This window comes from Methylobacterium currus (assembly GCF_003058325.1).
Taxonomy (GTDB): domain Bacteria; phylum Pseudomonadota; class Alphaproteobacteria; order Rhizobiales; family Beijerinckiaceae; genus Methylobacterium; species Methylobacterium currus.
The window spans coordinates 4744137-4757270 of sequence record NZ_CP028843.1; the positions used below are offsets into that span (position 1 = coordinate 4744137).

The following is a 13134-nucleotide window of genomic DNA, read 5'->3' on the forward strand; positions in this document are numbered from 1 at the left end:
CCAGTCCTCGCCAGGGTCCCAGCATCGTACCCCATGGGGGGATCGTTCTCCGGTGAGAGCCATCCATGTTCGGTGCCTTCATGGATGACGGGCCGCAGGCTTGAAGCGCGAATTCAGCGCCGAACTGGGGAGCGGTGTTGGCACAGGGGTCTGATCCGATTCCCGACCCGTCATTCCCTGTCGCACCCGCCACAGCGCCATCACCATCGGCCAGACCGAGAACCCCCCAGCCCGTGCCTTCCCGGCGAGGTCGCGCAGATAGGCGCCCGGTGCCGCGATGGCCGGCCCGCGCTGCAGGATGCCCGCGACCACGACCGCCGCCTGCTCCTCCCCCATCGCTGCGACCGCCGCATCCCAGGCCGGCGGCGCGATCCGGAGGCTCGCCCGTGCCACGGCGGCCGCTCCGAGGAAGTCGCGCCAGCCGCCGATCCCGTGCCGGGCGTAAAGTGCCATCTCGGGGCAGGCTTCGAGCACCAGCCGCAGCGGCAGAGCCCGGTTCGCCGGCACGATGGTGCTCGCCCGTTCCTCCACGGCCTCGGTCCGGTCTCCCCGTAAGCCCAGTTCAAGATTCTGAGAAGACTCAGGTTTTGAACTCTGATGGTGGCAGCCGGCCTGGGACTCACTGGCGCCCGTTTTCGGGAATTCGATCGATTCCGCCAGGCACTTATCCACCGCTTCACGCAAGGCCCGCAGCCCCTCGGCGGTCTCGGCCAGGACCGCATGGCCGGCCGAGCGCGGCGGCATTGCGCCGGCGCCCCGCAACTGCGCCTCGATCCCGTCCCACGCGCCGCTCAGGCCCGTTTCGCGGGCGAAGGCGACGATCTTTCCGATGTCCCGGCGCAGGAGCGAGATCTCTTCCCGCAGGAGAGCCCGCGCCTTGGCAGCCGCCCGCACCTCGGCGGCCAGGGCCTCGAACTCCGCCGCTCGCGCCACCAGGGGCGAGAGGTCGAAGCCGAAGGCCTGCTCGATCTGCCCGCCCTCGCCGCGCCGGGCGTAGCGCTTGCCGTTCGGGCTGTCGCGCCGGATCACCAGGCCGGTCTCGACGAGCTGGGACAGCGCCCGCCGCAGCGTCGTCGGCGACGGCCCGTGCGCCCGCACCGACAATTCCCGGTTCGACGGGAAGACCACGAGGCCTGGCCCGGGCGTCAGGGCAGTCTCGGGATGGAAGCTGAGCAGGGCCGAGAGCACGGCCAGCGCCCGGTCCCCGAGTCCGAGCCGCTGCTTGGCCTCGGTCAGGTGGCGGAAGGTGCGCCATTTGTGGCTGACGGCCTCCTCCGGGCAGGCTTTCGCCGCCGCCTGCGCCGCCATCATGGCGAGCGACAAAGGCCGCCGCCCGAAGGGCGTCGTCGGTAAGGTCTGGGACATGGCTGTGCCTGTCGTCAGGCAACAGAAAAGGGTTCGCCGAATCGGCGCCACGCTTGACAGAATGTGCCGGATTTGATTCTCTCAGGCTGCCAGGCACTAAGAGAAGGGCTTCCGGGGCGTCGCTTCGGGGGCCTTTTTCTTTTGCCGGATCGATCCTTTCTGGGTTCGGGTGAGTGGAACCGCCGTGAGGCGAGGTTAAGCGCTGCCGCGTGACGTGAGGTTCAAGCGAGGCTCACTTACGAGAGTCACGTGCGAGAGTCGTTTGGCGGCGTTCACCCGGGGCATGCCCCGGGATGAGGGAATGGCTCACGTGGCGCGCCCTGAAGGCGGGTGGCGCCAAGCCTGCGCGATCCCGGTCTTCACCGCATCGATCGCCTCGACCGTCCGGTCCTAGGCCTGTCGCGAGCGGCCCTCGCAATCGGCCTCGTTGAGCGCGTGGCCGGCGGCATCCGCCCGACGATTCGACTTTCGGCCGCCTTCGACATCTACGCTTTCGAGCCTCATTCGAGCTGACAGGCGTAGTTTGGCGGAATCGGCCGACGGAGAGTCAAGCGTTACGCCCGAGGCCCTCCGATTCAGGAGTCGACAACCTTTTCTCCACAGGAGTCAGGCGCTTCGCGTCGGTCACGGTGGTACCGAGTCCCCGAATCGTGCGTTGGCGCCGAATCAGTGCCCGCCGCGCAGGCGGTCGAGCAGCGCGGCATCGGCGTAGCCGTCCGGAACCAGCCCGGCAGCCGCTTGCCAGGCCCGGATCGCCGCCCGGCTGCGCGGACCGATCCGCCCGTCGACCTCGCCGACCGGTTGACCCTTCGCCGCGAGGGCAGCCTGGATCTCTCGCCGTTCCTCGGCGCCGAGCGGCCGGTCGCCCCGGGGCCAGGCCTGCACGAAGCCGGGCTCGCCCCGCAGCCGGTCGGAGAGATGCGCCACCGCCAGCGCGTAGGAGAAGGCGGTGTTGTAGCCGAGCAGCGCCTGGAAGTTCGGCCGCAGCAGGAAGGCCGGCCCCCGGGCCCCGGCCGGCAGCACCAGGCGGGCCGTGTCGGTGTCGGCCCCGATCGCCCGGCCGGCGGGCGTGACGCCGAAGCCGCGCCATTCCGCGAGCGTCCGCGCCGTCGTCTCGTCGGCGAGTCGGTAGTCGAAGCCCGCCGGCAGCGAGACCTCGCCGCCCCAGCCCTCGCCCGGGCGCCACCCCAAGGTCCGCAGATACTGCGCCGTCGAGGCGAGCGCGTCCGGGGCCGATGTCCAGATGTCGGCCCGCCCGTCGCCGTCGAAGTCGAGGGCGTGGCGCAGGGTGGTCGTCGGCATGAACTGGGTGTGGCCCATCGCGCCGGCCCAGGAGCCGGTCAGGCGCTCCGGCGTGGTGCGGCCGAGATCGAGGATGCGCAGGGCCGCGACCAGCTCCTCGGTCCAGGTCGCGACCCGCGGGCCTCCGGCGCAGGCCAGAGTGGCGAGCGAGCGCAGGACCGGGCGCACCTTGCGGGGATCGTCGAGGACGCTGCCATAGCCCGATTCGATGCCCCAGATCGCCGCCAGCACGTGCCGGTCGACCCCGGTGGCTGCCTCGATCGCCGGCAGGCTCGCCTCCGTGGCGAGCTTCGCCCGGCCGTCGGTCACCGCCTCCTCGCTCACCGCCGAATCGAGATAGGCCCAGACCGGCCTCTCGAACTCCGCCTGCTTGCCGGTCGCTGCCAGCACCTCCGGATCGGCGGCGAGGCCGGAGAGCTGCGCCTCCGCCAGGGACGGCGTCACCCCCTGCTCCCGCGCCCGGGCGACGAGGCCGGGCAGGCAGGCGGCCATGGCGGGGTCGCCCGGCGTCTGCGCCAGGGCGGCCGGCGCCGCGAGCCACCACAGGAGCACGATCGGCACCCGCATCGAAGAGCCTCCTGGTCAGCGGTCCGGCAGGACGAACACCGTGAGCTGCCCGCCCGCGGCGGTGTAGTGCGACAGTGCCGCATAGCCGCCGACGGCGCCCGAGCCCTCGGCCGGGTCGGTGAGTCCCGCCGCGAGCCCGATCCCGGCCCAGCCGCCGATGCCGGACAGCACCGCCACGTATTGCCGCCCCTTGTGCAGGTAGGTGGTGACGTTGCCGACGATCCCCGACGGCGTCTTGAAGCGGTAGAGTTCACGGCCGGTCTCGGCATCGACCGCCTTCAGGTATCCTTCGAGGGTGCCGTAGAACACCACGCCGCCGGCCGTCGCGAGCGCCCCCGACCAGACCGAGAACGGCTCGGGAATCGACCACTTGATCTGGCCGGAACGATTGTCCCAGGCGATGAAGGCGCCGGTGCGCTCCGTGCCCGGCGGCGGATGCAGCGTCAGCGTCGCGCCGACATAGGGCTGGCCCGGCGTGTAGGTGACGTGGAACGGCTCGTAATCCATGCACATGTGGTTGGTCGGCACGTAGAACAGGCCGGTGCGCGGCGAGTAGGCGGCGGGCTGCTGGTTCTTGGCCCCGAGCGCCCCGGGGCAGATGCCCGTCACGGTCTCGTCCTCTCCGGCCGTCCCCGGGGCGTAGCGCTCGTCCACCACCGGGCGGCCATAGGTCGGGGAGGCCCGGTCGAGGTCGATCCGCTTGGCCCAGTTCACGCTCGGATCGAATTTCTCCGCCACCAGCAACGTGCCGGTCTCCCGGTCGAGGGTGTAGCCGAAGCCGTTGCGGTCGAAATGGGTTAGGAGCCGGCGGCTGCGCCCGTCGATCTCCTGCTCGGTCAGGATCATCTCGTTGACGCCGTCAAAGTCCCACTGGTCGTGGGGCGTCATCTGGTAGACCCAGCGTGCCATGCCCGTCTCGGCGTCGCGGGCGATGATCGCCATCGCCCAGCGGTTGTCGCCCGGGCGCTGGGCCGGGTTCCAGGTCGACGGATTGCCGGTGCCGTAATAGATCAGGTTCAGCTCCGGATCGTAGGAGAACCAACCCCAGGCGCAGGCCCCGCCGGTCCTCCACTGCTCGCCATCCCAGCTCTTCAGCGAGGAATTTTGACCGATTGGGCGGCCGAGCTCCGTCGTCGCCTCGGGATCGACCAGCATCTCGTCATCCGGGCCGGTGGCGAAGGCGCGCCACAGGCGTCGCCCGGTCGCCTGATCGTAGGCGGTGACATGGCAGCGCGCCCCGTACTCGCCGCCCGACAGCCCGACGATCAGCTTGCTTCCCACCGGCATCACCGCCGCGGTGTTGGTCTCTCCCTTGCCCGGATCGCCGTTCCGCACCGACCACAGCACCCGGCCGGTCGCAAGCTCGAGCGCGACCACGTTCGTATCGGCGAGCTGCAGGAAGATCCGGCCATCCTGATAGGCGAGGCCGCGATGGACCGTGTCGCAGCACATCACCGCGACCACCCCGGCCTCCTGCCGCGGCGCGTAGCGCCACAGGATCTTGCCGTCCTGATCGAGGTCGAGGGCGGTGACGGTGTTGGGGAACGGCGTATGCACGACCATGATATGGCCGACGACGAGCGGCGCACCCTCATGCCCGCGCAGCACCCCGGTCGAATAGGTCCAGGCCACTGTCAGTCGGTCGACATTTCCGGCGGTGATCCGGTCGAGCCCCGAATAGCGCGTATTGGCGTAATCGAGTGTCGGCAGCGCCAGATCCCGACCGGCCACATCCTCTCCGGCGAGAGCCGGGCCGAGCCCGAGCAACAGGGCCGCCAGCGCCACGAATCTCATGCATGTCCCCTTCCCGGCTGCGCCGGATCTCCGCTCTCGTCCGTCATAGGCCGACGGGGCCCGTCGGGCCATGCGCCGAGGATGGCCCGAGCGGGCGGGCGTGACGAGATCAAGGCCTGAACCGGGGCTTGGCGATCCGGGTCGGACGGCGTGGCCCCACCACGTGCCGCGATACCACGTGCCGCGATGATAGGCAGACCGTCATCAGACCCGGAGGCAGGTCCGTTGATCTTCCGGGCCGCCCGAGGTTCTCGAGGCGCGCCAAACCGGCTGCCGTTTTATCTCGATGGTTCATGGAAACCGGCCTAACCATGCGCCGCCGTGGATATTCGAGTCATCAGGTCGCAACGAATCGGGCTATATCATTGTGCATAGTGCGCAGCCATCAAATGAACCAATTGCGTTCAGCCTTGAGCGTTGCTATACACAAACATAAGATGCTTTCATGGCACATAGAGGCAAGGCTGTGCTTGAGTCGCGCATTTCCCAAAATGCCCCTATTTCGCAGAAAAAGGCGCTGCCGATTCTTGTTCTAAGATATGCTATTCATCGGTTCTACGACACGCACAACCGCTGCTACATATCGCTTGACCAGCTTCGCGAGCGATCCTCTAGGGGAATCGCGTTGTCAGTCGTCGATGCCGAGTCCGCTAAAGACGTAACTGCCACTCTGCTCGCTTGAATTGTGAATAGAAGCTGGTAGTCGTTCCAATTTTATATATTTTGCGATTTGGTGAGACTATCGCGCCCTGTTTGTCTCGGCCTTGAGCGCGCGCCATCCGCACCACCACGAAAGGGAAGCTGGCGAGGCCGCTGGGCCGTGCTGGCGGTGGATCGTCAAACGCATCGCCCCTGTCGTCCAGGCGCCCGTGAACGAAGCCATGGGAGATACGCTGGGAGCGTTTCCTGGTGCGGCGTTCGGCTTGTAATACCGCCGCGCCTTCGAACGGACCCGTTCGAAGGCGCCGGCTAAGCCCGAACGGGCGTCGGCGCTGATGCGCCGGACGCCTTGGCATCGACGTGTCGATGCCAAGGCGCGAGGGTATAGGAAGTCGGCGAGAGCGTCCGTGATGGCGCATCGTAGGGCAAGGGCAGGTCACCGGAGGCTGCGGAGGGAGGACCCGGCGATGGGTTCCACGGGGCATGACGTGGCAGCGGAGGAGCCTTCGGCGGGTCCGGTGTCTCCCAGCCGGCATCGTGGTGCCCTCGGTCCCAGTCGCTTAGAACGAAGAGTGAGCACGTCACGGACCGGTTGGTACGGTCAAGGCTGGCAAGCTGACGCTGCTGCGCTGGAGGCTCACTGGTCCTCCTCGCCCGCTGTCGCCGCTACGGACGACGCCACAGGGAGAGCGGCACATGTCCGGCGCGTCGCAGAAGTTTATCTCTGCTTCAAGCTCTATCGGCCCCCCACAGGGAGGTGGCATCCATGCTGCTGTTTGTGTTCGTGACGATTGCCGGCGGTCTCGCGACAGGTGCGGCTATGGTCCCTCTCGGCTTGGTGGCCGCCCTTCTGAGTGCACCACTGGGTGGGAGCTTCTGCGCAGTGGTGGCGGCTCTGGTCGCTCCGCCGTCTGGCGCTCCAATTGGTCGATTCTGAAGCGGTTCCGTCAGCATGGGCAGAGGCTGGGCATGAACCCTGTCCTCTTCGAAAATGCATTCGAAATCCGTGCTCCGGACGAATGTCTGGCGGAACGGGTGGGATTCAGGCGTTCGGCCCGAGCCTCCTAAGTGACTGATGCACATGAAAATCGAGGCGGCGCGCCAGATCGCCGTTGGACGTTTTGTTGCACACAGCCGGCCCCGCCCCCGGCTGCCGTTCTGCAGCATCCGACTTCCGCTGACGCCCGGCAAGCCCAGCCTGGGGCTGTGAGGTTTCCTCATAGGTAGCGGAATCGATGTCCAGTTCCCGGGCGGAACGCGGTGTGTCACCATCCAATGACCAAGAGCGGCCCGGGCGAAATGCCCGTGATTTCGGATCCTCGACGGTCCGGACGGCCGCAGCAGGGAGAGACGCGATGGCATGCACTGGCGCATCTGCCGCTGTGGACGACACGCAGCGCCCGGCGCGAACCGGCTCCCCGACACCACGCCCCGATTCCCGTCCCCTCCTTCGAGGAATCCCGCCATGTCGCGTCCGACCCGTCGCACCCTCCTCGCCAGCGGGGCCGCCTGCCTCGCCGCTCCGTACGTCGCCCGCGCCGCCGAGCCGGATTTCCGGCTGAAATTCGGCAACATCGTCTCGGGGGACCACCCGCTCAACGTCGCCATGGGCCGCGTGCGCGACCGCGTCGCGCGCGAGACCGACGGCAAGGTGATCATCGAGCTGTTTCCGAAGAACCAGCTCGGTTCGGATGCCGACATGCTGAGCCAGCTGCGCTCGGGCGCCCTCGAGCTCTTCGCCCAGACCGGAGTGCTGATGTCGACGCTGGTGCCGGTCGCCTCGATCAGCGGCGTCGGCTTCGCCTTCCCGACCTACGACAAGGTCTGGGAGGCCCTCGACGGGCCGCTCGGCCGGCACGTCCGGGGCGCCTTCGAGAAGGCCAACCTCGTCTGCATGGAGAAATCCTACAACCACGGCTTCCGGCAGACCACCTCGTCCACGAAGCCGATCCGCACGCCGAACGACTTCAACGGCTTCAAGATCCGGGTACCGCCCTCCCCGCTCTGGACCTCGATGTTCAAGTCCTTCGGGGCGGCGCCGGTCTCCATTCCCTGGGCCGAGACCTACTCGGCGATGCAGACGAGGATCGCGGACGGGCTGGAGCAGCCGTTGATCGGGCTGCTCGTCGACAAGATGTACGAGGTGCAGAAGTACTGCTCGCTCACCAACCACATGTGGGACGGGTTCTGGGTGCTGGCCAACCGCAAGGCTTGGGAGCGCATCCCGCCGAACCTGCGCGATATCCTCGAGCGCAACATCAACGAGGAGGCCCTGGTGCAGCGGCGCGAGGTCGAGCACATGAACGCGACGCTCCAGTCGAAGCTGCAGACGCTGGGCCTGCAGTTCTTCGAGGTCGAGAACGCCGCCTTCCGGGAGCGCCTCGTCTCCTCTGGCTTCTACCAGGAATGGCGCAAGCGCTACGGCGACGAGGCCTGGGGGCTGCTCGAAGCGACGACGGGCAAGCTCGGGTGATGGCGGAGCCGGTCCGCGGGTCTGGCGCCCCCCGGCCCGGCGCGATGCAGGCCGTCGATGCCGGGCGGGCGACCGAGCGGACCGAAGGCCTGGAGCAGTCCTGAGGCGCCCACCGGCGAACCCGCCCTGCCCTGTCACCCGGAGACCCGAACATGACCCCGATCGCGAGCCGCTTCGCCGACGTCGACGGCGCGAGCCTGCACTACCTCGATGCCGGTGCAGGCGACGTCGTCGTCCTCGTGCACGGCATCCCGCAGACGTCTCACGAGTGGCGCCACATCATGCCGCGCCTCACCGAGCGCTACCGGGTGATCGCCCCGGACCTGCGCGGGCTCGGCGACTCCTCGCGGCCAGCCACAGGCTACGACAAGAAGACGCTCGCGCACGACCTCTGGCAACTCGTGCACGACCACCTCGGCATCGAGCGCTTCTTCGTGGTCGGGCACGACTGGGGCGGACCGGTGGCCTTCTCGCTCGCCGCCCAGCACCGGGAGGCCGTGCGCCGCCTCGCCATCCTCGACGTGGTCATCCCGGGCGACGGCGCTGATTTCTCGCAGGGCGGCCGACGCTGGCACCATGCCTTCTTCCGCACCCTCGACCTGCCGGAGGCGCTCTGCGCCGGCCGCGAGGACCTCGTGGTGCGCTGGCTGTTCGACAATTACGGGTACAGGCCGACCGCGATCCCGGAGGCCGACCAGCGCGAGTACCTGCGCACCTACACGACCTTCGGGGCTTTCCGGGCGATGCTCGCCTTCTATCGCGCCTTGCCCCAGGATGCGGAGGACAACCGGGCGATGCTCGACCGCGACGGCAAGCTCACGATGCCGGTGCTGGCGCTCGGCGGCGACAAGAGCTTCGGCCGCGGCCTGGAATGCATCGATTCTCTGCGCCGCGTCGCCGCGGACGTGCGCGGTGGCGTCGTGGAGGCGTGCGGGCACTGGATCCCCGAGGAGCGGCCGGATGTCCTGAGCGAGGAACTCCTTCGCTTTTTCGGCGAAGCGAGCGACTGAACTCTCCAGGTGGCGAATCGATCGTCTGGGCAGGGGCGGCCCGGATGTGGCTGCGCCCGCGGTAGTGTCGAAAAGCGGTGACGGTCGCTGACATCATCTGGCGGCTGCACTGACAGCAGGTGCCTCGCTCAACCGCGTCGTGAACCGCGGCGAGCGCATCTCGAACTTCGTCGACCAGGTGCGCTTCCCGACGAGACCCGCGCGCGCCGGCACCACGGCGCCGCGGCCGAACCGGCTGTTGCAGGTATCCATCGCCGCCATCAGCCTGCCGGACTTCTCCCGGTCGAGCGCGTCGAACAGCGAGCGGGGCGCCTCGTCGAGCGGCACGAGGTCGGTGGTGACCAGCCCGGCCTTGCTGTAGCGCCAGGGCACGGGCCCCTGCTCCTTCCAGGTCTTCGCCCTGCCATGGAGCGCCGCCTAAATCAGGTGGCGGCTGTCGTGCGTCGTCTCCGGCAGGTGCACCACTGTCGAGACCGAGCGCATCGGGTCGCCGCGGTCGTGCTCGCTGGTGTGATGGAAGACCGTGACGGCTGAGACGGCGAGCCCGTCGCGCCGCAGCTTCTCGCCCAGCCGCGTCGCGTGCGCCGCCATCGCCTGCTCGAGCACCGTCCGCTCGGTGATTCGGAACGAGAACGAGCGGGTGACCGCGCAACCCTCGCGCCGGGCCGGCACGATCTCGAGCGGCAGCGTGCATCGACCGGCCGCCGGTCAAGGCCGAGCCCTTCGCCTGGATCGCCGCACAGTTCCGGGAACAAGAAAGTCCCGCTCGACGGCTGCCGGCGGGGCTGATGAGTGGTTCGGGTTTGCCGGTAGAGGGCCTAGATCAAAGTCCAACCAGCTTGGCAGTGCGAAGGGCTGCTGAGAGTGGAAAGCGGAAAGTAGCTCGCAACCCGCAGGCGGACCTTCTGGTTTGCGCACATCTCGGATATTAGGCGGCTGCCGGCATCTTCGAAGCAGTCATCGGCTCAAGCCGGTACACAGCCATAGCACATGAAGCCGGCTACGACGACTTCTCCGAGCTGACGACACGTGTGAGTGCAGCGGGCTTGGCGTCTAAGGCTGTGAGAGTCTGAAATTCCAATTTGAGCCTCGGCTGAGCAGCGGTTCTTAGAGGTTCAGGCGCAATTTTCGAGGGATATAAAGCACGGTGGTAGACCAGAGACACCGCGTACCAGATTGCGGCGCTATCTTATCTCAATATCATGATCATTTACTCAGTCAATACGCAGAATTATCAAGATTTTCTCTAATTTTTCTCCTATCGAAGGCCTAATGAAGGTCAGAAATAATTTCAATGTGGGTCCGACCGCTTTCATCGATTCTGATTAATCTGTAATAGCCTATCACTGATAATTTCGTGACCCGTCCGTGGTTTTCGACTGGATGAATTTTAGTCTGGTCGCGCATGGTGCGATCTTTTGCAGGATGGCGGGCCACGGACGCCGCCTACCGAGGCGTCGACTGCGCCATTCAAGGATGCCGGAGCCGAAGGTGGAATACGGCTCGTCATGCGAGGTTTCGACAACCCTGCCCCACCATCGTCCTCCCAGGTCGCAAGCTGAACGTCCTCGGCAGCGCTCGTGCGTTTGGCTTTGGATCTCATGGCCGAAGTTCTCCGGATCGTGCAGTGCTGTCCCGCAATGACGGAACGAGAGGACCTAGAAGGTGGACCGCGAACGAATTTCGCGCTGCCTCTCAATGCAAGGCGCCACCATCGCTGATTGTTCTCGACCATGTGGCGTCGGGATAGTAATCTAAATTCCTATCTACCAAGCCCCGCGCGCGCATGGAGTAGGTCTCGATCTGCAACGTCTCGTCCCCCTCAGGCTGCCGGACGAATCTGCTCCGACGCGCGCTCCACAGCGGCGATGACTTGTTCGGGGGCGAGATGATGGATCATGTGACCCATGCCGGGAACGACCACGAGCTCGCTGCCGGGCAGGTCGTGGTGGAGCCGCCGCGACTGGCGGTCGACATCGGCGATCTGGTCGTCCCCACCGGTGATAATCACGACGGGCAACTTGAGATCCCGGTAGTGCCGTTGGAGCTCGACCGTGACGGGCGTCATCATCGCGGCATCTTCCGCTGAGGCGCGCAGCTGGAGCGGACGCAGCATCATGGCCTTCGGAAAGGTGCGCTCGAAGCGCTCGGGGATTGCGGCCGGCGCGAACAGGCCCTTGATCATAGCTGCCAGCATGAAGCGTCCGGCCAACGGAGACACCGTGTAGCGCATCAGGTCACCGATGCCGGGGATCGCCACCGGTGACGCGAGGATCACGTCGGCACGCAGCGTCGGATAGTAGTAGCCGGACGCCAGCACGAGGCTCCGCACGAGCCGCGGCGCCTGAAGCGCAAGGGCGACCGCGACCAGCGCGCCCCATGAGTGGCCGAGGACGACGGCCTGCGTGACTCCGAGCTGTTGAAGCGCCTTCTGGAAGAGCGTCGCGTGCGCACGCGGCGTCCAGAGGCCGCGCGGACGATCACTGTAGCCGTAGCCGGGGCGATCGATGATGATGACTCGGTGGCGCTTGGCGAGATCATCGACGATGCCGCTGACCAGAAAGTCCTGGATCAGGGTGCCGTTGCCGTGGATGAGCACCAGCGGCTCGCCCTGCCCACGCTCCAGGTAGTGGAGGCGGACACCGTCGACGGTTATGAACGCGCCGATGGGTGGCGTCTGCCGCTCCGCGCGGCGGGTCATCGCCGCCGTGTAGAGGGCCGATGCGCCAAGCGCTGCAACTGACCCGAGCAGTGTGGGAACTAGCCAGCGGCCGGTACTGAGCTGTTGCGTCATGGCGTTTTCCTGCGTGCAATGGTACTCACCCCGCGATCGGCCGCATCCATCAGGTGCGATGCGATCTATCTGACGTTCGGCTCCTTCACTTTGAACTTCGTGGCTACAACGACTCGGCAATGCTGAACGTGCTCACAGCCGCGCGACACGATCACGACGAAGGCGATCCCGTTCATCCGAGTTTTGATGGTCTTATGTCGGTGACGGTGCAGTCACGCTGCTGGCGCGCTCGCTATACTCGAGCACTTCCGGTTATGGGCGCGGCGCCGTATCCTCGCAGCAGACAAGCTTACGGACCAGCCATCCTGCATTGCGTCGCCATATCCCGAGGGTGCTTCATAGAAAGCCGGTTCGTGCCGCGAGCTCGTAATGTACTTGGGAATATGCGCTTGGCTTTGATCTAGCTCAACGACGCGAGGCCCATGAAGCTCATATTGTATGCGATTTCAGCGTCGATCCATTCGTAGGTGGATCGCAAATAAGCGGGCTGATCATGACTGCGACTATCAAGTCAAATTCATGGATTGAACCCTACCTCGCCAGACTCACCTCTAGCCAGCGCGAAGCCTGGGAGCGCGCTGTGGAGGTCGTCTACGGTGCAAGACCGACGAGGTGGCAGCCGCCGCGGCGAAATGACGACATCGATCGGGGTCCTACAGAGCCGCCCTAATAAATATCATGCGTTGAGAAGTTATCGTCAGCCCGGACGTAGCCATTCTGCAGTGTCAGGCTGCCTGAGTCGCAGGCGATGAAGGCTGTAGCTATGGCTCACTCTCTTGTCAGCGTCCGGGCATGCGCAATCGAGGCCGTCCGCTCCGCGGGCAAATTTCGACTCGGCCGTTCAAGGGGGAAGATTCTATGCAGAGCGGCAAGGATTTCATCGACACCCTGAGACGTGAGCACGCCCGCCTCGGCCGGTTAGTCGACGTCATCGATAACGGTCGTTGGTGGACGACGGACATGCCGGGCGGCCGGGCAGTCGCCGATTTGGACAAGCAGGCAAAGCTCCTCGTGAGCGTCATTGATGAGATTGACCATGTTGTTGGGCGTATCGGCTCCAGTTAAATGAGAAGCTTTGGTCCCTAGTGCAGTCCTTGTGTTCGCGGCCGGTGCGCTCAAGTTTTTCTGGTCGAAAATCCGATTGCTGGCCGCGGGACGCGGATCGAGCT

8 protein-coding genes and 1 pseudogene are annotated in these 13134 nt (G+C 66.3%); 4 read left to right on the forward strand and 5 right to left on the reverse strand.

Features of this window, described 5'->3' with window-relative positions; translation table 11 throughout:
- Positions 1–78: 78 nt before the first annotated feature.
- The 3 genes from repC to DA075_RS21965 form a co-directional block, all read right to left on the reverse strand.
- Positions 79–1365, reverse strand: a complete 1287-nt coding sequence (repC, locus tag DA075_RS21950; protein WP_099955033.1) for a plasmid replication protein RepC — start codon at positions 1363–1365, stop codon at positions 79–81.
- Between the two features lie 666 nt (positions 1366–2031).
- A complete protein-coding gene (locus DA075_RS21960; protein WP_099955035.1) occupies positions 2032–3234 on the reverse strand; it encodes a lytic murein transglycosylase in 1203 nt (400 codons plus the stop codon).
- Positions 3235–3249: 15 nt separating this feature from the next.
- Positions 3250–5028 carry a methanol/ethanol family PQQ-dependent dehydrogenase gene (locus DA075_RS21965; protein ID WP_099955036.1) on the reverse strand — a complete coding sequence of 593 codons (1779 nt, stop codon included), beginning with the start codon at positions 5026–5028 and terminating at the stop codon, positions 3250–3252.
- 445 nt (positions 5029–5473) lie between these two features.
- Between DA075_RS21965 and DA075_RS38610 the strand changes: the two genes are divergently transcribed.
- The 3 genes from DA075_RS38610 (at position 5474) to DA075_RS21980 (ending at position 9171) form a co-directional block, all read left to right on the forward strand.
- Positions 5474–5710 carry a polyhydroxyalkanoate synthesis regulator DNA-binding domain-containing protein gene (locus tag DA075_RS38610; RefSeq protein ID WP_099955037.1) on the forward strand — a complete coding sequence of 79 codons (237 nt, stop codon included), beginning with the start codon at positions 5474–5476 and terminating at the stop codon, positions 5708–5710.
- Between the two features lie 1443 nt (positions 5711–7153).
- The gene (locus tag DA075_RS21975; protein WP_099955038.1) at positions 7154–8161 is read left to right on the forward strand and encodes a TRAP transporter substrate-binding protein; all 1008 of its coding nucleotides are present in this window, start codon (positions 7154–7156) and stop codon (positions 8159–8161) included.
- Positions 8162–8313: 152 nt separating this feature from the next.
- The gene (locus tag DA075_RS21980; protein WP_099955039.1) at positions 8314–9171 is read left to right on the forward strand and encodes an alpha/beta fold hydrolase; all 858 of its coding nucleotides are present in this window, start codon (positions 8314–8316) and stop codon (positions 9169–9171) included.
- Between the two features lie 93 nt (positions 9172–9264).
- On the opposite strand, the pseudogene DA075_RS21985 reads toward DA075_RS21980, so the two are convergent.
- Positions 9265–9870: pseudogene (locus DA075_RS21985) on the reverse strand (DUF4113 domain-containing protein); the annotation flags it as partial.
- A 1123-nt stretch (positions 9871–10993) separates the two neighbouring features.
- Positions 10994–11965 carry an alpha/beta fold hydrolase gene (locus tag DA075_RS21990; protein ID WP_099955040.1) on the reverse strand — a complete coding sequence of 324 codons (972 nt, stop codon included), beginning with the start codon at positions 11963–11965 and terminating at the stop codon, positions 10994–10996.
- Between the two features lie 858 nt (positions 11966–12823).
- Here DA075_RS21990 and DA075_RS21995 point away from each other — a divergent pair.
- Positions 12824–13030 (forward strand): hypothetical protein, encoded by a 207-nt coding sequence (locus DA075_RS21995; protein WP_099955041.1) that lies wholly within the window; start codon positions 12824–12826, stop codon positions 13028–13030.
- Positions 13031–13134: the final 104 nt, after the last annotated feature.

Excerpts from the sequence above, each read along its gene's own strand:
- repC (WP_099955033.1), bottom strand. The coding sequence starts at position 1,365 with ATGTCCCAGACCTTACCGACGACGCCCTTCGGGCGGCGGCCTTTGTCG.
- DA075_RS21960 (WP_099955035.1), bottom strand. The coding sequence starts at position 3,234 with ATGCGGGTGCCGATCGTGCTCCTGTGGTGGCTCGCGGCGCCGGCCGCC.
- DA075_RS21965 (WP_099955036.1), bottom strand. The coding sequence starts at position 5,028 with ATGAGATTCGTGGCGCTGGCGGCCCTGTTGCTCGGGCTCGGCCCGGCT.
- DA075_RS38610 (WP_099955037.1), top strand. The coding sequence starts at position 5,474 with ATGGCACATAGAGGCAAGGCTGTGCTTGAGTCGCGCATTTCCCAAAAT.
- DA075_RS21975 (WP_099955038.1), top strand. The coding sequence starts at position 7,154 with ATGTCGCGTCCGACCCGTCGCACCCTCCTCGCCAGCGGGGCCGCCTGC.
- DA075_RS21980 (WP_099955039.1), top strand. The coding sequence starts at position 8,314 with ATGACCCCGATCGCGAGCCGCTTCGCCGACGTCGACGGCGCGAGCCTG.
- DA075_RS21990 (WP_099955040.1), bottom strand. The coding sequence starts at position 11,965 with ATGACGCAACAGCTCAGTACCGGCCGCTGGCTAGTTCCCACACTGCTC.
- DA075_RS21995 (WP_099955041.1), top strand. The coding sequence starts at position 12,824 with ATGCAGAGCGGCAAGGATTTCATCGACACCCTGAGACGTGAGCACGCC.